Here is an 18569-nt window from a genome sequence, read left to right as displayed (position 1 = left end):
TCGCCCCTGCGAGCCTTCGGGGAGCAGACCCAGACGTAACCTAAACTTCACACCGGAGGCCACAACTTTTGTCTAAAGAGACCAACTGGAAGTACGCAGAAGACTTCGTCACTGAACCCGCCGTCATCGCGGCAGCGCGAGCACACGCGCTCGAGCTCGGCGTCGAGTCGGTGTCTCCGGGCATCGGCGCGCAGCTCGCGGTGCTCGCCAGCACCTCCGCCGCGAAAACCATCGTCGAGATCGGCACCGGCGTCGGCGTCTCCGGGCTGTGGATGTTCGCGGGCGCCCCGCAGGCCACCATCACCTCCATCGACACCGAGATCGACCGCCAGCAGTCGGCGCGGGCGGCGTACCTCGAAGCGGGCATCCCGGCCAACCGCATTCGGCTCATCACGGGCAAGGCGCGCGATGTACTGCCTCGCATGAACGAGAACACCTACGATCTCGTGCTGGTCGACGCCGACGCGGAGTCGGTCATCGAATACGTCGAACACGCACTGCGACTCGTGCGGGTCGGCGGCACCGTGCTGGTGCCGCACGCGCTCTGGCGCGACCGTGTGGCCGACCCCGCGCAGCGCGACGATACGGTCGCCGACTTTCGCAGCCTGCTGAGCGAGCTCTCGCAGTCGGCGGCCGTCATCACCGCTCTCTCCCCCATCGGCGACGGTCTGCTTCAGGTCACCAAACTCGTCGGCTGAAACGCGCGAGTGGCGGCCGAGCCGGGCACGGCCGACCGCCGCCAATACGCGCTGACTCCCGAAAAAGCCCCGTCGAGCGTGCTCGGCGGGGCTTTCAGGCTTTGATCGGCTTGCCGATCAAAGACCATAAATTCAGGCAGGCGCGACTACTCCAGCGAGCGCGTCGTGCAGTTCGCGTGCCTCTGCGTCGTTGACGGAGACGACGAGGCGACCCCCGCCTTCGAGCGGCACCCGCACGATGATGAGGCGTCCTTCTTTAACAGCCTCCATCGGGCCGTCTCCGGTCCTTGGTTTCATGGCGGCCATGCGGCATCCCCTTTCGTGGTGTCGTTCTTCTATTATCTCGTATCGACGGGCGGCGAGAGAACCTGGCCGATTTACGGCGGAGTCCAGTCGTATCCGTCGACGCCCCAGCAGATGAGCAGCCAGCCCCACTGGGCGGCCAGAAACACGGTGACAAGCGCCACGCGGTAGATGCGCGACTTCGGCAGCGCGATCACGCCGAGCAGCGGAAACATCGGCATCAGTAGTCGGAACGTACTCGACTGCGGAAAGAACACAGCGAGCAGGTACACCGCGTAGGCGATCAACCAGAACCGTAGATCGATCGGCAGCCGTCGCACGCCGCGAGTGGCCATCACCAACGCGAACGTGATGACCAGCAGCACCACCACGATGGCGCCGGCGGGGGCGCCGAGCCACCAGTTGCCGCCCTGAATCCACGCCGTGAACGGCAGCAGCGGGGCATAGCCGATGTAGGTGGCCCGCCAGGCCAGCTCGGTTTCGGTGTATGCCGAAAAGTACCCCGTCGCCCCCCACGCAATGAGGTTCCAGGCGATGCCCGTCAGGCCGCTGAAAACGGCCGCCGCGCCCACGAGCACCTGGTCGCGCAACGGGAACGGCTCGTTGTCGCGGCGCGCCCGCCACCACCGCCAGGCGAAGTGCATCACGAGAAGTAGCGCGAAGGCCAGCCCGCTCGGCCGAGTGAACGACATCACCAGGATGATCGGGAACAGCAGCGCGTACCTTCGCCTGACCAGAAAGTACAGGGCCAGAGCGAGCAAGAAGATGAACATCGACTCGGCATACGCCACCTGGAACATGGGCGATACCGGGCCGATGCAGAACAGCACCACCGCGAACATCGAGGTTCCGGCGGGCAGCGCGATGCGCATCAGCTTGTAGAACACCAGCGCTGCGCCGAGACCGAAGGCGAGCGACACGATGACGGAGACGTACTCCCACGGCGCCGTCGTGATCTCGCTCAGCCCGCGAACCAGAAACGGATACCCGGGCAAAAACGCCCACGCGTTCTGAGCGATGTGCCCGTTCGTCTGCAGCGGCAGCTGACTCGGGTAGCCCCAATACGCGATGATCTTGTACCAGGTGCCGTCCCAGATCGACGCGTAATCCCAGTACGAGGGCTGGGCTCCCGTCCACGGATTCTTGCCCTGCACACTCGCGAGCACCAGCAGCATCGTCGTCGTGATCACTCGCGCGCCCGCGAAGATGATAATGACGCTCAGCCACCAGCGCGAGTACCACCAGCGCGGCAGAAAGCGGCTCCGGATGCCCGGCTCAGCCTCTGCTGTCACCACCGCCCCCGCATTCCTGCCCTCGGTGGTCGGGTCGTCGGAGTTCGGGCCGTCGGAGTCAGGGTCGTCGGAATGCCGGTCGTCGACCGCGTACGTCATCGTCGAACGCCTCTGGGCTGTGTCGCCTCAGTCACGCGTCAGCCAGACCCGTAGGGCGTCTTCGCAGTCGGTGATCTGGCTGGTCAGCACGCGCTCGTCGTCGGCGTGCGCCTTCAGGGGATCGCCCGGGCCGAAGTTCACCGCAGGCATGCCGAGTGCCGAGAAGCGGGCGACGTCGGTCCAGCCGTACTTGGGCTTCGCCTCGCCGCCCACCGCAGCCAGAAACTGCTGCGCGAGAGGCGCGTCGAGTCCGGGCCTCGCGCCCTCGGCCAGGTCGACCACGGTGATGTCGTACTCGCCGAACAGCTCGTGCATGTGCGCGATGGCCTCGTCGCCCGAGCGGTTGGGCGCAAAACGATAGTTGATGTGCACCATCGCCTCGTCGGGAATGATGTTGCCCGCGACTCCCCCGCTGATGCCCACGGCGTTCAGGCCTTCCCGATACACCAGGCCGTCGACCTCGACCTCTCGCGCCTTGTAGCCTGCGAGCGTGTTCAGAACGGGCGCGAGCTTGTGCACGGCGTTGTCGCCGACCCAGCCCCGGGCCGAGTGGGCTCGCAGGCCGAACGTACGCACCTCGATACGCAGATTGCCGTTGCAGCCGCCCTCGATCTGCGAGTTGCTCGGTTCCCCGAGAATCGCGAAGTCCCCCACGAACAGGTCGGGCCTGTTCGCGGCCAGCCGGCCGAGGCCGTTCAGTGCGGCCGAGACCTCTTCGTGGTCGTACCACATCCACGTGAGGTCGACGCTGGGATCCGCGAGCTCGGCCGCGAGCTTCAGCTGCACGGCGACACCCGCCTTCATGTCGACGGTTCCGCGGCCCCAGAGGTATTCGCGGCCGTCGATGGTCTCGAAACGGGTCGGCAGGTTGTTGTTGAGCGGAACGGTGTCGATGTGCCCGGCGATCACCACGCGCTGCTCACGCCCGAGGTTCGTGCGGGCGACGACGGTGTCACCGTCGCGAATGATCTCCAGGTGCGCAAACCCCTCGAGGCTCCGCACGATGGCGTCGGCAAGCGTGGTCTCGTTGCCCGAGACGGACTCGATGTCGCAGATCTGCCGAGTCAGGTCGATCGACGACGCCCCCAGGTCGAGCACGGGCAGAGCGATATCGGTCGAAGCCATGCCACAAGTTTACGCAGAGCACCCTGTGCGGCGCGTGACATGTCGCCGAGCATCCATGCCGACGGCGCTAGCCTGGAAGCATGAACGCGCCCGCACCTGCCGCCACCACCTTCGCCTGGGGCTACGGCCTCGCCACGATCGCCGGCGACGGCACCGTGCTCGACACCTGGTACCCCACCCCGCGGCTCGGCCGGTTGAGCGACGCCACCGAGCCGTGGGTCGTGCCCGCCGAGCTCGAAGAGGGGCAGGGGCCGGATGCTCGGCGCAACGTGCACACCGAAGTGGTCACGGTCGAGATCGACCTCACCACGCCCCCGCAGACGACCTCCGACGCGTACCTGCGGCTGCACCTGCTCTCGCACTTGCTCGTGGCGCCGAACACCATCAACCTCGACGGCATCTTCGCGCACCTGCCGATCGTGGTCTTCACCAACGCCGGCCCGGTCTCACCCGCCGACTTCGACCGGCTGCGCCCCACCCTGCAGCGGCACGGAATCTCGGCGCACGGCATCGACAAGTTTCCGCGCCTGCTCGACTACGTGAGCCCCGAGCGGGTACGAATCGCGGATGCCTCGCGCGTGCGCCTCGGCGCCCACCTCGCCCCAGGCACCACCGTGATGCACGAGGGCTTCGTGAACTTCAACGCGGGCACCCTCGGAACCTCGATGGTCGAGGGCCGCATCTCGCAGGGTGTCGTGGTGGGCGACGGGTCGGATGTGGGTGGTGGAGCATCCATCATGGGAACACTCTCAGGCGGCGGCACCCAGCGCGTCGCTATCGGCGAGCGGGCGCTGCTCGGCGCCAACTCGGGCGTCGGAATCTCGATCGGCGACGACACCGTGGTCGAGGCCGGCCTCTACGTGACCGCAGGCACCAAAGTGGTGCTCGTGGGAGCCCCGCCGAAGGCCGACGGAACCACCCCCACCACCAAAGCCGTCGCGCTCTCGGGCGTGCCGAACCTGCTCTTTCGCCGCAACTCCGTCTCGGGCGCGGTCGAAGTGCTCTCTCGTACCGGCTCCGGCGTCACCCTCAACGCCACCCTGCACGCCTGAGGCTCTGACCCCTGCCCCCTGCCCCGTGCCTCCGGCCCGCCGTTTTGCGCAGAAGCACCCGAAAACGCTCGTTCGGGTGCTTCTGCGCAAAACCGAAGACGCGGAGTCAGGTGGTCAGTCGGGTGAGCGGGGGCGGTGGCTCAGCGCGTGGGAAAGTCGCGCAGCGGCGGGCCCACGTAGAGCTGCTGCGGGCGCCCGATCTTGGTGGCCGGGTCGAGCTGCATTTCGCGCCACTGGGCGATCCAGCCCGGCAGACGCCCGATGGCGAAGAGCACGGTGAACATGCGGGTCGGAAAACCCATCGCCTTGTAGATGACGCCCGTGTAGAAGTCCACGTTCGGGTACAGGCGGCGTGAGATGAAGTAGTCGTCAGCCAACGCGATGGCCTCGAGCTCTTTGGCGATGTCGAGCAGATCGTCTTTCACACCGAGCGCCGCGAGCACCTCGTCGGCCGACTCTTTGACAAGAGCAGCCCTGGGGTCGTAGTTCTTGTAGACCCGGTGGCCGAAGCCCATCAGCCGCACGCCGGCCTCTTTGTTCTTGACCCGCTCGACGAACTTCTCGACCCCTTCGCCGGAGTCGCGAATCTGCGCCAGCATGGTGAGCACAGCTTCGTTCGCCCCGCCGTGCAGCGGGCCGTAGAGCGCGTTGATACCCGCCGAGATCGACGCGAACATGTTGGCCTCGGTCGAGCCGACGAGCCGCACGGTCGACGTCGAAGCGTTCTGCTCGTGGTCTTCGTGCAAGATGAGCAGGCGTTCGAGCGCCTTCGACAGCACCGGGTTGGCCACGTACGGTTCGGCCATGGTGCCGAAGTTCAGCCGCAAGAAATTGTCGATGAAGCTGAGCGAGTTGTCGGGGTACAAGAACGCCTGGCCGAGGCTCTTCTTGTGCGCATACGCGGCCATCACCGGCAACTTCGCCAGCAACCGGATGGTCGAAATCTCGACGTGTTCCGGGTTACGCGGGTCGAGCGAATCTTGGTAGTACGTCGACAGCGCCGAGATTCCGGCCGAGAGCACCGACATCGGATGCGCGTTGTGCGGCAGGGCGTCGAAGAAGCGCTTGAGGTCTTCGTGCAACAGCGTGTGATGCCGAATCTCGTTGTCGAACTTGTCGAGCTGCTCTGGCGTCGGCAACTCGCCGTAGATCAGCAGCCAGGCGGTCTCGAGGTAGGTCGAGTTCTCGGCGATCTGGTCGATGGGGTATCCGCGGTAGCGCAGAATGCCCTTGTCGCCGTCGATGTACGTGATGCTCGACCGCGTCGCCGACGTGTTGACGAATCCGTAATCGAGGGTTGTCAGACCGGTCTGCTTCGTCAGCGTCGAAAGGTCGATCGACGAGGCGCCAGCAACGCTATCGAGTATGGGGAATTCGGCGGTACCGCCGGGGAATGTCAGCGTCGCTTTTTGCTGCTGGCCATCAGTGTCGCCCACGGCGCCTCCTTGTGCATTAACTATCAACCTGTGAACGTTGTTACGGTCACAGCCTAAACGACTCGACGGGTATCTCGATGCCGAGATACTTCATGCAGTCGGATCACGGCTGCTTCGATGCGTTCATCGGTCGCGGTCAGCGAAAAACGAACATGATCAGGATAGTGGTCGCCGTAGAACACCCCGGGCCCGGCGACGATGCCGAGATCGGCCAGTTCGGCGATGTTCTGCCAGCAATCGCGCCCGTCGGTGGCCCAGAGATAGAGCCCGGCCTCGCTGCGATCGATGCGGAATCCGCACTGCTCGAGCGCGGGCTTCAAGGCAGCACGCCGCGCGCGATAGAGCTGCTTCTGAGCCTGTACGTGAGCGTCGTCACTCAGGGCGACGGTCATGGCCGTCTGCACCGGCGCCGGCGGCATCATGCCCGCCTGCTTGCGCACGTTCAGCAGCTGCGCGATCAAGACCGCGTCTCCCGCGATGAACGCCGCCCTATACCCGGCGAGGTTCGACTGCTTGCTGAGCGAGTAGGCCGCGAGCACGTTGGTCGTGTCACCGCCGGTGACACGCGGGTCGAGGATGCTCGGCACCGGTTCATCGGCCCAGCGCCCGTCCCAGCCGAGCTCGGCGTAACACTCGTCGTCGACGATGATCGCCCCGAGTTCACGGGCCCGTGCCACAGCGGCCGACAGCTGCTGCACATCGAGCACACTGCCGTCGGGGTTGCCCGGCGAGTTGAGCCAGACGAGCTTCGTGCCCTCGGGCCACTCGGAAGGATCATCCGCTGCCACCGAACGAGCACCCGCGATCGTGGCACCGATGGCGTAGGTGGGGTACGCGGCCTTCGGATGCACGACGAGGTCACCCTCGCCGAGCCCCAGCATGAACGGCAGCCAGGCGACCAGCTCTTTCGAGCCGATGGTGGGCAGCACCTGCGCCTCGCTGAGACCGGGCACAGACCGCCGCCGGGCGAACCAGTCGACGATGGCGGCGCGCAGTGCGGGGGTTCCGGCTGTCTGCGGGTAGGAGTGGGCATCCGTCGCCGCCGCCAGCGCCTCACGAATCAGGGCGGGAGTCGGGTCGACCGGCGAGCCGATCGAAAGGTCGACAATGCCGCCCGGATGATCGGCAGCACGCGCCACAAAGGGATTCATCTGCTCCCACGGGTAATCGGGAAGCGCTGCGAGGCTCATGGGGTGTGCGGGTTCTAGACGTGCTCGCCCTGCGGCGGCAGCGCCGAGATGACGGGGTGGTCTTTGGCGATCACGCCGACCTTCGCCGCCCCGCCGGGTGAACCCAGGTCGTTGAAGAACTCGACGTTGGCCTTGTAGTAGTCGGCCCACTCTTCGGGCAGGTCGTCTTCGTAGTAGATGGCCTCGACCGGGCACACCGGCTCGCAGGCACCGCAGTCGACGCACTCGTCGGGGTGGATGTACAGCGACCGTTCACCCTCGTAGATGCAGTCGACGGGGCATTCGTCGATGCACGCCCGGTCTTTGACATCGACACACGGCAAAGCGATGACATAGGTCACTGTGGTGAAATCCCTTCGAAGCAGAACGAAGTCAAGTCTATTCGCTCGGTACGACAGGCTCCGCCGCCGCCGACGATGTGGCACGGATGCCCGCGGCGGGCGTGCGGCGGGCGAGGCGGTTCGGCCAGGCCAGCACGATGAGCGAGATGATCGTGGGCGCGAAGGTCCAGATGTACCCGTACACGTTGGCGGGGATCAGCACCGACCCGCCCGGGCTCTGCAGGGTGAGCGCCGCAACGATGCCGACGAGTCCGATGGCGGCGAGCAGCGCAAGGGTGCGGGTCGGCAGGATCAGCCGAAGACCCACGAGCAGCAGGATGCTGGCCAGAATGGCCATCACGAGCCCGATGGGCAGCGTGAACCAGCCGAAGACGCTGATCGTCGCCTGGTTGACCACGGTGCCGATCATGCCGAACACCACGCCCAGCAGAAGCGCCACAACCCAGCTACCTACCCGCACCAGCCACGATTCGCCGACGGCCGGCTCGGCAGCGGCGAATTCGCTGCTGCGCACCTCGCCGGCGCCACCCGACGGTGCGGATTCTGCAAGAGACATCACAATTGCCTTTCGTTCTTGCCATCAATTTAGCGAGGCTACCTGAACGCTGTACCGTGAAAGGGGCAATGGCGCCGCCCCCAGCCATTCGGCAATTCGGCAATTCGGCAGCTCAAGCGACCCACACGGAGACCATTCGTGACATTCAGAACCACCACCCGCGCGGCAGCGGCCCTTTTCGCCGCTCTGGTGGTCGGCGGATTGCTGGCCGGCTGTGCCACGAAATCGGCGCAGGCTCCGCAATCGGCAGGTCAGGCGGCGGGCGGCGGCGTATCGGTCGCGCTGGAACTGAACGAGTCGACGAGCGATGTCGTCACGTACTTGCGACAGCAGGTGCAGCAACTCGACGGCGGCACCGCTGAGTTCGCGGCCGCCTATTCCTCGGGAAACGACGACCTGGCTCGCGCGCTCTATGCGCCGACGCGCATGTTCTACAACCGCATGCTCGTCGTGCAGAGCTCGTTCTCCGACCTCGCCACCAGCATCGACGGGCAGCAAGCCGATCTGCCTGCCGGCGTACCCTTCACCGGATGGCACGCCATCGAGCAAGATCTGTACCCCGCGACGAACGCGACACCGCTGAGCCCCGAGCAGCGCGCGGCACTCGCGACACAATTGACAAGCGATACGCATTCGCTCTACGAGAAGATCATCGGGCTGCGCCCGACCGTCGACGAGCAGACCGAGGGCGCTGCAGCTCTCATGCAGACGCTCGCGGTCGCTGCCGCGAACGGCACCCAAGACCCCGGCTCCGGCAGCGACATCTCCGACCTGCAGGGCTACGTCGACGGGGCGCACTTGGTGTTCGAGGGCATCCGCGTCGTTCTCGTCACCCAAGACGCCGCCCTCGCCACGACCCTCGACCACGAGTTCGGCAGCCTGCAAGACAGCCTGAACGCACAGCGCTCGGGCGTCGCGTTCACCCCCTACGACCAGGTCAGCCGCGGCGACCTCGCCTCCCTGCGATCCCAGGTCAAGGCCTTGGGCGACTCCCTCGCCCGCGTGACCACCACCATGGCCCCGGCTACGGCCACCCCGTCACCCTCCCCCGCAGGCTGACGCGCCAGACGAGGTCGGCGGAACGCGGCGACCGCGCTCGTCGCGTTCCGTGATGGTAGCGGCCCATACGTATCCACGATTATCCAGTCGCACTGTTCGCCGCAGGGGCGGCGGCGAACCTATATAAACAGCGCTTTGCCGTAATAGTCACCGGCACCGGTGAGGCCAGGGGGCACCGCGAAGACGCCGGAGCCGACGTGGCGGATGTACTCGTTGAGGCGATCGGAAGAGCCCAGACGCGACTGGATCGTCACGAACTGCGCCGGGTCTTTCTGGTACGACAGAAACATGAGTCCGGCATCCAGTCTTCCCACCGAGTCGATGCCGTCGGTGAAGTTGTAACCGCGACGCAGAATCTTCACCCCGCCGTTGTTCTCGTGCGCCGCGAGGGCCACGTGAGCGGTCGGCGAGATGACCTGCTGACCGTCGGCACCCTTCACCGTGAAGTCGGGCGTGTCGAACTCGCCCGAGCCGGTCAACGGCGCCCCCGACGACTTGCTGCGGCCGAACACCGTGTTCTGGTCGCCGATGTAGTCGGCATCCCACGTCTCGATGAGCATGTGGATCTTGCGGGCCACGAGGTAACTGCCGCCGGTCATCCAGCTCTGGTCACTGCCGCTGCCGACCCACACGAACTCGTCGAGATCAGTCTGCTCCTTGATGTTGCGCGTGCCGTCTTTGAAGCCCATCAGGTTGCGCGGCGTGGTCTGACCCTGACCCGCGGATGCCCGGCCGAAGCCCTGCACGGTCCACCGTGTCGTCGCGGTAGTGCGGGCCATGCGCGCGAGGTTGCGAATCGCGTGGTAGGCCACCTGAGGATCGGCAGCACACGCCTGAATGCAGATGTCGCCGCCCGTGAACTCCGGCGTCAGCGCGTCGCTGGCGAACGCCGGCAGCGGGTTCAGCGCGGCCGGCTTGTACTTCGCCCAGCCGAACCGCTCATCGAACATCGAGGGCGCGAAGCCCAGCGTCAGCGTGAGCTCGTTCGGCCCCATGCCGTAGGCCTCACCCGTATCGCCCGGAACGGCCTGATCGCGGTCGGGCTCCACAGCACCGACCGGCAGACCCTTCGTGTACTGCGCCATCGCGGCCGACCACTTGGCCAACATCACTTGCAGCTCCGACGCCGAGGTGGTCGTGACATCGAACACCATGAGCACGAGATGGTCTTGCGGCGGGGTCTGGATGCCCGCCTGGTGCACCCCGTAGAAGTCGAGACTCGTGTCGTTCGGCGAGGGGTTCGCGGTGGACTCGCTCGCTTCGGCCGCCTGATCGGTCACGCCGGTCGCGACGACACCGATCGCAGCGCCCGCGGCCGCGCTGGCCACCGCGCCGCCGAAGAAGGCACGCCTGGAGATGCCGGCCGCCTCAGCGGTCGGTGCTGCATCCGGAGCCTGGGCATCGGAGGGCGAAGCCGGCTGCTGGTCAACCGGCTCGGCCGGCGCACCCTCTGCGGGTGCGCCGGCCTCGTCGTTACGGCGTTTACGCATGGGTTATGCGGTCGCCACCTTTTCGGAGATCTGCGAGAGCGGTGCCTGCAGGGCCTGGATGGCCTGGGTCAGCTTGGTCGCGTCAGAGGCCTTCAGCGCGTCGGTGTAGAGCACGTAGCCCCCGATGGAGTTGGCGTCTTTGTAGGTGGCCAGCAGAGCATCCACCGCGGTGAACTGATCGGAGATCTGCTGTGTCAGGGCCGGGTCGATCGAGTTCAGACCCGGCTTGAGGTACTCGAAGGCCTGCTCAGAACCCTCGACGTTGGCGGCGAAGTCGAGCAGATCGATGTGGCTGTACGCCTCTTCTTCACCGGTGATCTTCGACGACTGAACTTCGTCGAGCAGCCCCGAGGCACCGTTCGCGAGCTCTTCGGGCTTGTAGGTGAGGCCGGTGGTGAGGGTCTGCAGCTGCGTGACGTCGGCGACGAGCTTGGTGCTGAGCGCCTTGGTGTCTTCAGTGATCGCCTGGTTGGTGAACAGCGCCTGCTCGATGGGGTGGAATCCGGTCCACTGCGTGCCCGGGTCGACGTCGGCGACGCGCGCGTCGATCTCGGGGTCGAGATCGGCGAAGCTCTCCGCGACGGGCTCGATGCGCTCGTAGAACGGGCGAGCCGCAGCGTACGCGTTCTGGGCGGCAGTCACGTCGCCGGCCTGGATGGCCGTGTCGAGGGTCTGGGTGGCCGTGACCAGCGCCTGGGCCTGGTCTTCGACGTAGGCGCCGTAGCCTGTGGTTCCGGCGGCGAGCAGGCTCTGCGTGTCGCTCGCGGTGGTGGCGGCCGCCCCGATCACGGTGAAGCTCGTGTTCTCGGTGGAGGCACCCGGGCAGTTGAGCGTGTAAGTGCCGCCGGTCAGGGTGACGGTGAAGTTCGCGGGCTGCAGGCCGGCGACGATGTTCTCACGCTCACCGATGATGCGCTTGTCGCTGAGCAACTCGACCTCGCTGAGGCCGGCCGCGTCGGTGTTGGTGACCGTGAACGTGACCGGACCGGCCGGAGCACTCGTGAAGTCGGTCGTGCAGTCAGAGCCGGTCAGGGTGACCTTCACCTGCGCGGCACCGTTCGACACCGGTGCGCTGCCGTCGGTGGCGGCCGCGGTCGAGCCGGCCGTCGTCGAGCTGCTGCAGCCGGCGAGAAGAAGGCTGCCGGCGACGAGACCGGTGAGCAGACCGAGGCGCGCGCGACGGCTCGTGATCAGTGAATTCATGTGAAGTGCTACTCCTAGTGGTGTGTGCTGTGTGCAGGGGTCAGGTCGGAAGGTGTCTGGGACGAGTCGGGCGCAGCCGAGTCGGGGGCGGCTGACGTGCCGGCGTCGTCGCCTAGCCGCGTGGACGCGTCACGATCGGCGCGCCGGGCCTCACTGAGCCCTCGGGCGCCGAAGGCGCAGAGCACGAGGGCGGCGATCAGCAGCACGATCGGCAGGTAGAGCTTGAAGAGCGCCGCTTCGGCCGCGCTGGACTGCGCTTCAGAGATGGCGGCGGCGTTCTGCTCGGCCTGCTGCGTGGCGACCGCCCACGAGAGCGATTGCGGAGCCGTGTCTCCACCCGAGACCGTGACCGTGCGGGTCGACGACAGTCCGCCGCCCGACAGGGTGAGCGTGGTGACGGCAGCGTTCGTCGCGTCGAGCAGCGTATCTCCCACGACCCAGACCTGTGTGGTCTGCGTCGCCTGCCATTCGGCGCCGAAGGGCCCCGGATTCGTCACCGGGCTCACACCGACCGGGGTACGGCCGCCGTTCAGCGTGGCGAGCTGCGCGAGGGTGAGGGTGGTCGGAAGGCTCGTGACGGGTACGTCGGTGGTGATCGACCAGGTTCGGGCATCCTCACCCAGATGATTCGAGGTGGTCGCGGCCGACGCCTCGAGCGCGACGGTCGAGGTCTGCTCCAGCACCGTTGTCTGCAGCGCCAGATCACCGGCCGAGCCCGTCAGCCGCGCGGTGCCGAGCTGGCTGCCGTCGGCCGCGATGATCGCGATCGTGCCGTCACCCACATTCGGTTGGGCCGAGGCAGGCACGGCGGCGATGAGGGTGATCGCGACGGCGGCACACGCCGCAGCGATGCCGAATTGCACGCGGTAGGCCCGTTTGCCGGGGCGCATCGAGTGCGGCCAGAGCACGAAGAGAAGCACAGGCACGAGGTACATCGCCCAGCCCAGCACCTCGATCACGCGCGGATCGGCGGGGATGCCCAGCACTCCGGTGACGAGGGCGGCCTGCACCGATCCCGCCGGGGCCAGCCACGAGAGGTCGAGGGTCGCGTCTTGCCCGATGGTGATCCACCCGGCCTCGTGCGCCGTGCGCAGCGAACTCATCACCAGGCCTGCCGCGACGAACACGAGGAACACGCCCGTCACGGTGAAGAACTTGCCGAGGTTGAGTTTCACGCCGCCGCGGTAGATGCCGTAACCGATGCAGACGGCCAGCAGCAGCCCGAGAACGGCGCCCAGACCTGCGGTCAGCGGACTCACCGACGACTGGAAGGCGGCCAGCAAGAAGACCGACGTCTCGAAGCCCTCGCGCAACACCGCCAGAAACGCCATGCCGGCCAGGGCGAAGACCGACCCCTGCTTCAGGGCATCGGTCGCCGTCGATTCGAGCTCTTTACGCATGTTGCGGGCGTGCTTGCTCATCCACACGATCATGAAGGTGACCATGACCACGGCGACCATGCCGATGATCGACTCCATACCCTCTTGCTGGGCCTGGGGCAGGTTCACCGAGATGATCTCGAGGATGACACCGACGGCGATGCTCAGACCGATCGCCGCGAACACCCCGATCCACATCGATTTGAGCGAGTGCCCGTTGCGCTTCAAGAAGGCTGCGATGATGCCGACGATGAGTGCCGCTTCGAGACCTTCGCGAAGGCCGATGACGAAGGTGGCAAGCACGAATGGACTCCAGCGGGACGGGGAATGCCTCAAACTCAGGCATTGGGATCGGGTGGCAGGCCATCTTCGGCTCTACCCAGGTAAGCCTACACTTACTAAGGTTCGCCTGTCTTAACTTTTTCTGTCACCTTCGTACATCGTCACGGCCCGCAGCCACTGCAGCGTCAGTCGTTGCGGCGACAATAGAGGGGTGTACATCGTCATCGCAGCCGTCTCGAACGGTGCAGTGCGATCGACGACATCGTTCACGTTGACGCCGTGCGACAATCGGGGCCGACCGCAGGGCGATGTCATCCAGGTCACGCGCGACGAGCTGGCCGCTCGGGTGCTCGCGGCCGAATCGCAACAGCCGCGCTGGGTGTGGGCCGACACGGCGAGTGTCTATCCTCTGCTGCTCACCCATGGTGTGCGTGTCGATCGGTGTCACGACCTGCGGCTCTGCTGGGCGATACTGCGGTCGTCGAGCCTCACCGCCGAGTCGGCGCTGGCACGGGCATCCACCTCGCCGTGGCAGACGGCGGTCGTCGCGTCGACGCAACAGGGGGCTCAGCGCGAAGAGAGCACCCTCTTCGAACTCGAGGGCGGCGAATTTGCGAACGGTGGCAGCACGCGGGGTGGCAGCACGCGGGGCGGCGGCACGCGGGGCGGCGGCACGCGGGGCGGCGGCACGGAGGGCGGCGGCACGGAGGGTGGCGGCACGGAGGGCGGCGGCACGGAGGATGGCGGCTCACACGACGGCTATACGGAGGCAGACGCCTCCGACGGCAACGGTTCCGAGAGCAGCCGCCGCCCGGGGGCCGTGGATGCCGTGGCCGAACTCGCGCTGCAACTCGACGCCGTGGCGAGCGCGGCCGACCCCAACCGGCTGCGCCTGCTGCTGGCCGCCGAGTCGGCAGGTGCGCTGATCGCCGCCGAGATGTCGCACGCCGGGCTGCCCTGGCGCGAAGACGTGCACGATCGACTGCTGACCGAGCTGCTCGGGCCCCAGGTCGCCCCGGGGTTGCGGCCGGCACGACTCGAAGAACTCGCCGCGCAGATCCGGGCCGAGACGGGTGTCTCCGGCCTCAATCCCGACTCCCCCGCCGAGGTGCTGCGCGCGCTGCGTTCTGCCGGGCTCACTGTCACGACGACTCGCTCGTGGGAGCTGAAGCAGCTCGGGCATACGGCGATAGCGCCGCTGCTCGAATACAAGAAGCTCTCGCGCCTGCTCAGCGCAAACGGATGGTCGTGGATGCAGCAGTGGGTCAGCAACGGCCGATTCACTCCCGAGTACGTGCCGGGCGGCGTTGTCTCCGGGCGCTGGGCGACGCGCGGCGGGGGCGCACTACAGCTGCCGAAGCAGGTGCGCCGGGCGGTGACCGCCGACGACGGCTGGAAGCTCGTCGTGGCCGATGCCGCACAGCTCGAGCCGCGCATCCTCGCCGGAATATCGGGCGACCACGTGATGGCAGCCGCCGGTCGCGACCGCGATCTGTACGCCGGAATCGTGGCCAGCGGTGCCGTTTCGACCCGCGCCGAGGCCAAGGTCGCCATGCTCGGAGCCATGTACGGCGCAACGACGGGAGAAAGCGGGCGGCTGCTGCCGCGGCTGGCGCGAGCCTTTCCGACCGCGCTGGCGTTCGTCGAGAACGCGGCGCGGGCCGGTGAGCGCGGCGAGGTCGTCACCTCGAGGCTCGGGCGCAGCTCACCCCGGCCGAGTGAGTCGTGGTCGGAGACGCAGGCCCGGGCATCCGAGGGCGCGGCGAACGAGGCAGAGCTTGCCCGGGCACGCCGAGAAGCGCGGGACTGGGGCCGCTTCACGCGCAACTTCGTGGTGCAGGCGAGCGCTGCCGACTGGGCGCTGTGCTGGATGGCCGACCTGCGCCGCGCCCTGGCGGCGTTCGCGCCCGTCGAGCTGGGCGCGGCATCCGCTACACCCGGCGCGAACGGCGTCGCCGCTCCCGCTCCAGGCGCGAACCACGTCGCCGCTCCCGCTCCCGGCGCGAACTACGTCGCCGCTCCCGCTCCCGGCACGAACCACGTCGCCGCTCGCGGTTGGGCCGCGGCGCCGTTCGACGCCCGGCCGCACCTCGTGTTCTTCTTGCACGACGAGGTCATCGTGCACACCCCCGCCGTGCACGCCGAGGCGGTGGCGGATGCTCTGCGAGCCTCCGCCGCAGCGGCAACCCGCCTGCTCTTCGGCACGTTTCCGCTCGACGTGCCGCTCGACCTCTCGATCGTCGACTCCTACGCCGACGCCGCTTAGCGCGCACCCAACGCCGCGCGCCGGCCCTGTGCCAGCCACCCGTTGACCTGCCTCCGTAGGGGCAACACCTCGGTGAATTCCCCGACACTCACCCTATCGAATCCGAACGCCTGGTCTCTGTGACGTCGTGCTCCTGGCCCGGCCGAGCCGTGAGAGAAGTGCCCGAACCAGCTCATCACCGGCGCCGAGCTAGACACTGCCTAGGCGGGAGATCTTTCGACCACGTATCCCACCAAAGTACCCCCTTGGAGATCTGCGCTCACGGTCACGAACACCATGAATCCGTCCTTCGTAAACTTCAGGCCAATCGCATGGGCGTTCGGGTCGTAATAGAAGGTGTCGCGATGTTCCCACGTTTTCACTTGACTACCCACATCTTCGAAATCGTAGCCAGCATGCGCGAAGTCGGACTTGGCCGTCGCGATCGCGTCGTCAACTGTGCCATTGACCGACACGTCGAAAAGCCAGTCTTTCTCCGGCGTTCCGTTCGTCTGGACAATTCCACCCAACATCTGGCCGGACTCGATCGGGACATCTGCAGTAGGGAAGTCACCCGGAAGTTGCCCCGGAAGGATGATGCCTCCAAGATCTGCCGGCAGCCCCGCAGAGTTCGCGGAGCTGGGCAGACCCGCGGCGGGGTGAAAATCCGGATTGAAAACCGGGTTGAACCCCGCACAACCGGTCAGCGACAACGCGATCGCCGCAGTTCCGGTCAGAAAGGCAATTCTTGATAGGCGATTGAATGCAGGTCTAGTGAGTTTCACTCAATTACTGTACACCCGCAGAGCCACGACGCGAAGCCGCAGATTTCGGCGTACGACGCAGAAAAACGCCCCGGTCCGCGAAGCCCGGGGCGCTTAAGTGGTCGAGCAGCGTTAGGCGTTCGCGTTCTGCGACTTGACGCGCGAGGCGCTGCGCTGACGGGCCTGAGCCGAGAGCTCGACCTTGCGAATGCGCACCCACTCGGGCGTGACCTCGACGCACTCGTCTTCGCGAGCGAATTCGAGGGACTCCTCGAGCGTCAGCTTGCGTGACGGCGTCATGCGCTCGAACGTGTCCGAGGTCGACTGGCGCATGTTCGTCAGCTGCTTCTCTTTGGTGATGTTCACGTCCATGTCGTCGGCGCGCGAGTTCTCGCCGATGACCATGCCCTCGTACACCTCCTGCGTCGGCTCGACGAAGAACGACATGCGCTCCTGCAGGTTGACGATGGCGAACGGAGTGACCACACCAGCGCGGTCGGCGACGATCGACCCGTTGTTACGAGTGACGATGGGGCCGGCCCACGCGTCGTAGCCGTGCGAGATGGCGTTCGCGATGCCGGTACCGCGCGTGGTGGTGAGGAACTCGGTGCGGAACCCGATGAGGCCACGCGACGGAACGATGAACTCCATGCGGATCCAGCCGGTGCCGTGGTTCTGCATGGTCTCCATGCGACCCTTGCGGGCAGCGAGCAGCTGCGTGATGGCGCCGAGGAACTCCTCCGGGGCGTCCACCGTGAGGTGCTCGTAGGGCTCGTGCGTCTTGCCGTTGACCTGCTTGGTGACCACCTGGGGCTTGCCCACGGTGAGCTCGAAGCCTTCGCGGCGCATCTGCTCCACCAGGATGGCCAGCGCGAGCTCTCCGCGGCCCTGAACCTCCCACGCGTCGGGGCGGCCGATGTCGACGACCTTGAGCGAGACGTTACCGACGAGCTCGCGGTCGAGACGGTCTTTCACCATGCGGGCGGTGACCTTCGAGCCCTTGGTGCGGCCGATGAGCGGCGACGTGTTCGTGCCGATGGTCATCGAGATGGCGGGATCGTCGACCGTGATAATCGGCAGCGGCCGAACATCGTCGGGGTCGCTGATGGTGTCACCGATGGTGATCTCGCCGATGCCGGCGATGGCCACGATGTCACCGGGGCCGGCGGTTTCGGTCGGAAAACGCGTGAGGGCTTTGGTGATGAGCAGTTCGGTGAGCTTGACGTTCTGAACCGAACCGTCGTGGCGCACCCATGCGACCTGCTGGCCCTTCTTGAGGTGTCCGTTGAAGATTCGCAGCAAAGCCAGTCGGCCGAGGAACGGCGACGCGTCGAGGTTGGTGACGTGCGCCTGCAGAGGGTGCTCGTCGTCGTACGTCGGCGCCGGCACGTGCTTCAGAATCGCTTCGAAGAGCGGCTCGAGGTCGTCGTTGTCGGGCAGCGTGCCGTTCTCGGGCTTGTTGTTCGAGGCAGCGCCGGCACGGCCGGACGCGTACACGATCGGCACATCGAGCACCGCGTCGAGGTCGAGGTCGGGGTGGTCGTCAGACATGTCGCTGGCGAGCCCCAGCAGCAGGTCTTGCGACTCCGCGACGACCTCGTCGATGCGCGCGTCGGGTCGGTCGGTCTTGTTCACCAACAGGATGACCGGCAGGTTCGCCTCAAGCGCCTTACGCAGCACGAAGCGCGTCTGCGGCAGCGGGCCCTCAGAGGCGTCGACGAGCAGAACGACACCGTCGACCATGCTGAGGCCGCGCTCGACCTCACCACCGAAGTCGGCGTGGCCCGGGGTGTCGATGACGTTGATGACAATGGACTTGCCATTGGCATGCTTACCGCTGTAGAGCACCGAGGTGTTCTTGGCGAGAATCGTGATGCCCTTTTCGCGTTCAAGGTCATTCGAGTCCATCATGCGGTCTTCGCCCTCGAAATGGGCGTCGAACGAGTTGGTCTGCTTGAGCATTGCGTCGACGAGCGTGGTCTTGCCGTGGTCGACGTGGGCGACAATGGCTACGTTACGTAGGTCATCGCGGGTGGCTGACGCCATGGATGATCG

16 protein-coding genes are annotated in these 18569 nt (G+C 66.5%); 4 read left to right on the top strand and 12 right to left on the bottom strand.

Annotated features, from left to right (window positions below; translation table 11 throughout):
* Positions 1–68 precede the first annotated feature (68 nt).
* Complete coding sequence (locus tag LQ955_RS03730; RefSeq protein ID WP_231026886.1) at positions 69–698, top strand: O-methyltransferase; 630 nt, start codon at positions 69–71, stop codon at positions 696–698.
* Between the two features lie 132 nt (positions 699–830).
* Here LQ955_RS03730 and LQ955_RS03725 read toward each other — a convergent pair whose 3' ends face one another.
* From LQ955_RS03725 to dapE, 3 genes are all read right to left on the bottom strand, one after another.
* Complete coding sequence (locus LQ955_RS03725) at positions 831–1004, bottom strand: DUF3117 domain-containing protein (RefSeq protein WP_104244821.1); 174 nt, start codon at positions 1002–1004, stop codon at positions 831–833.
* A 71-nt stretch (positions 1005–1075) separates the two neighbouring features.
* Positions 1076–2392 (bottom strand): hypothetical protein, encoded by a 1317-nt coding sequence (locus LQ955_RS03720; RefSeq protein ID WP_231026885.1) that lies wholly within the window; start codon positions 2390–2392, stop codon positions 1076–1078.
* A 27-nt stretch (positions 2393–2419) separates the two neighbouring features.
* Entirely contained in the window at positions 2420–3517 is a 1098-nt protein-coding gene (gene dapE, locus LQ955_RS03715) for a succinyl-diaminopimelate desuccinylase (RefSeq protein WP_231026884.1), read from the bottom strand.
* A gap of 80 nt (positions 3518–3597) precedes the next feature.
* Between dapE and dapD the strand changes: the two genes are divergently transcribed.
* Positions 3598–4569, top strand: a complete 972-nt coding sequence (gene dapD / locus LQ955_RS03710) for a 2,3,4,5-tetrahydropyridine-2,6-dicarboxylate N-succinyltransferase (protein ID WP_231026883.1) — start codon at positions 3598–3600, stop codon at positions 4567–4569.
* Positions 4570–4709: 140 nt separating this feature from the next.
* Here the strand turns inward: dapD and LQ955_RS03705 are convergent, their stop codons facing one another.
* Genes LQ955_RS03705 through LQ955_RS03690 form a run of 4 tightly spaced genes read right to left on the bottom strand, consistent with a single transcriptional unit; the run spans position 4710 to position 8092 of the window.
* Positions 4710–6005: a citrate synthase gene (locus LQ955_RS03705; protein WP_231026882.1), complete on the bottom strand. Its 1296-nt coding sequence runs from the start codon at positions 6003–6005 to the stop codon at positions 4710–4712.
* 53 nt (positions 6006–6058) lie between these two features.
* On the bottom strand, positions 6059–7195 hold the full coding sequence (gene dapC / locus LQ955_RS03700) for a succinyldiaminopimelate transaminase (protein ID WP_231026881.1): 1137 nt from the start codon (positions 7193–7195) through the stop codon (positions 6059–6061).
* Between the two features lie 14 nt (positions 7196–7209).
* Positions 7210–7536: a ferredoxin gene (gene fdxA, locus LQ955_RS03695; protein WP_231026880.1), complete on the bottom strand. Its 327-nt coding sequence runs from the start codon at positions 7534–7536 to the stop codon at positions 7210–7212.
* A 37-nt stretch (positions 7537–7573) separates the two neighbouring features.
* Positions 7574–8092 carry a hypothetical protein gene (locus tag LQ955_RS03690; RefSeq protein WP_231026879.1) on the bottom strand — a complete coding sequence of 173 codons (519 nt, stop codon included), beginning with the start codon at positions 8090–8092 and terminating at the stop codon, positions 7574–7576.
* A 138-nt stretch (positions 8093–8230) separates the two neighbouring features.
* Between LQ955_RS03690 and LQ955_RS03685 the strand changes: the two genes are divergently transcribed.
* Complete coding sequence (locus tag LQ955_RS03685) at positions 8231–9151, top strand: EfeM/EfeO family lipoprotein (protein ID WP_231026878.1); 921 nt, start codon at positions 8231–8233, stop codon at positions 9149–9151.
* Positions 9152–9270: 119 nt separating this feature from the next.
* Here LQ955_RS03685 and efeB read toward each other — a convergent pair whose 3' ends face one another.
* The 3 genes from efeB to efeU are packed head-to-tail and all read right to left on the bottom strand — an operon-like array spanning position 9271 to position 13526.
* Positions 9271–10641, bottom strand: a complete 1371-nt coding sequence (efeB, locus tag LQ955_RS03680; protein ID WP_231026877.1) for an iron uptake transporter deferrochelatase/peroxidase subunit — start codon at positions 10639–10641, stop codon at positions 9271–9273.
* A gap of 3 nt (positions 10642–10644) precedes the next feature.
* A complete protein-coding gene (gene efeO, locus LQ955_RS03675; RefSeq protein WP_231026876.1) occupies positions 10645–11844 on the bottom strand; it encodes an iron uptake system protein EfeO in 1200 nt (399 codons plus the stop codon).
* Between the two features lie 14 nt (positions 11845–11858).
* Positions 11859–13526: an iron uptake transporter permease EfeU gene (gene efeU, locus LQ955_RS03670; RefSeq protein WP_231026875.1), complete on the bottom strand. Its 1668-nt coding sequence runs from the start codon at positions 13524–13526 to the stop codon at positions 11859–11861.
* 190 nt (positions 13527–13716) lie between these two features.
* Between efeU and LQ955_RS03665 the strand changes: the two genes are divergently transcribed.
* Positions 13717–15771 (top strand): bifunctional 3'-5' exonuclease/DNA polymerase, encoded by a 2055-nt coding sequence (locus tag LQ955_RS03665; RefSeq protein ID WP_390623437.1) that lies wholly within the window; start codon positions 13717–13719, stop codon positions 15769–15771.
* Between the two features lie 200 nt (positions 15772–15971).
* Here LQ955_RS03665 and LQ955_RS03660 read toward each other — a convergent pair whose 3' ends face one another.
* Together LQ955_RS03660 and typA are read right to left on the bottom strand one after the other, a co-directional pair.
* On the bottom strand, positions 15972–16535 hold the full coding sequence (locus tag LQ955_RS03660) for a hypothetical protein (RefSeq protein ID WP_231026874.1): 564 nt from the start codon (positions 16533–16535) through the stop codon (positions 15972–15974).
* A gap of 111 nt (positions 16536–16646) precedes the next feature.
* On the bottom strand, positions 16647–18560 hold the full coding sequence (gene typA, locus LQ955_RS03655) for a translational GTPase TypA (protein WP_231026873.1): 1914 nt from the start codon (positions 18558–18560) through the stop codon (positions 16647–16649).
* Positions 18561–18569 lie beyond the last annotated feature (9 nt).

Source organism: Subtercola endophyticus (genome assembly GCF_021044565.1).
Classification (GTDB): Bacteria; Actinomycetota; Actinomycetes; order Actinomycetales; family Microbacteriaceae; genus Subtercola; species Subtercola endophyticus.
The sequence above is the reverse complement of the archived record's forward strand: the minus strand, read 5'-3'. Positions and strand labels throughout refer to the sequence as shown.

Bases quoted from the DNA above. Each gene is read 5' to 3' on its own strand.
- dapE (WP_231026884.1), bottom strand. From the start codon at position 3,517: ATGGCTTCGACCGATATCGCTCTGCCCGTGCTCGACCTGGGGGCGTCG.
- LQ955_RS03725 (WP_104244821.1), bottom strand. From the start codon at position 1,004: ATGGCCGCCATGAAACCAAGGACCGGAGACGGCCCGATGGAGGCTGTT.
- efeO (WP_231026876.1), bottom strand. From the start codon at position 11,844: ATGAATTCACTGATCACGAGCCGTCGCGCGCGCCTCGGTCTGCTCACC.
- LQ955_RS03720 (WP_231026885.1), bottom strand. From the start codon at position 2,392: ATGACGTACGCGGTCGACGACCGGCATTCCGACGACCCTGACTCCGAC.
- typA (WP_231026873.1), bottom strand. From the start codon at position 18,560: ATGGCGTCAGCCACCCGCGATGACCTACGTAACGTAGCCATTGTCGCC.
- dapC (WP_231026881.1), bottom strand. From the start codon at position 7,195: ATGAGCCTCGCAGCGCTTCCCGATTACCCGTGGGAGCAGATGAATCCC.
- efeB (WP_231026877.1), bottom strand. From the start codon at position 10,641: ATGCGTAAACGCCGTAACGACGAGGCCGGCGCACCCGCAGAGGGTGCG.
- LQ955_RS03690 (WP_231026879.1), bottom strand. From the start codon at position 8,092: ATGTCTCTTGCAGAATCCGCACCGTCGGGTGGCGCCGGCGAGGTGCGC.
- dapD (WP_231026883.1), top strand. From the start codon at position 3,598: ATGAACGCGCCCGCACCTGCCGCCACCACCTTCGCCTGGGGCTACGGC.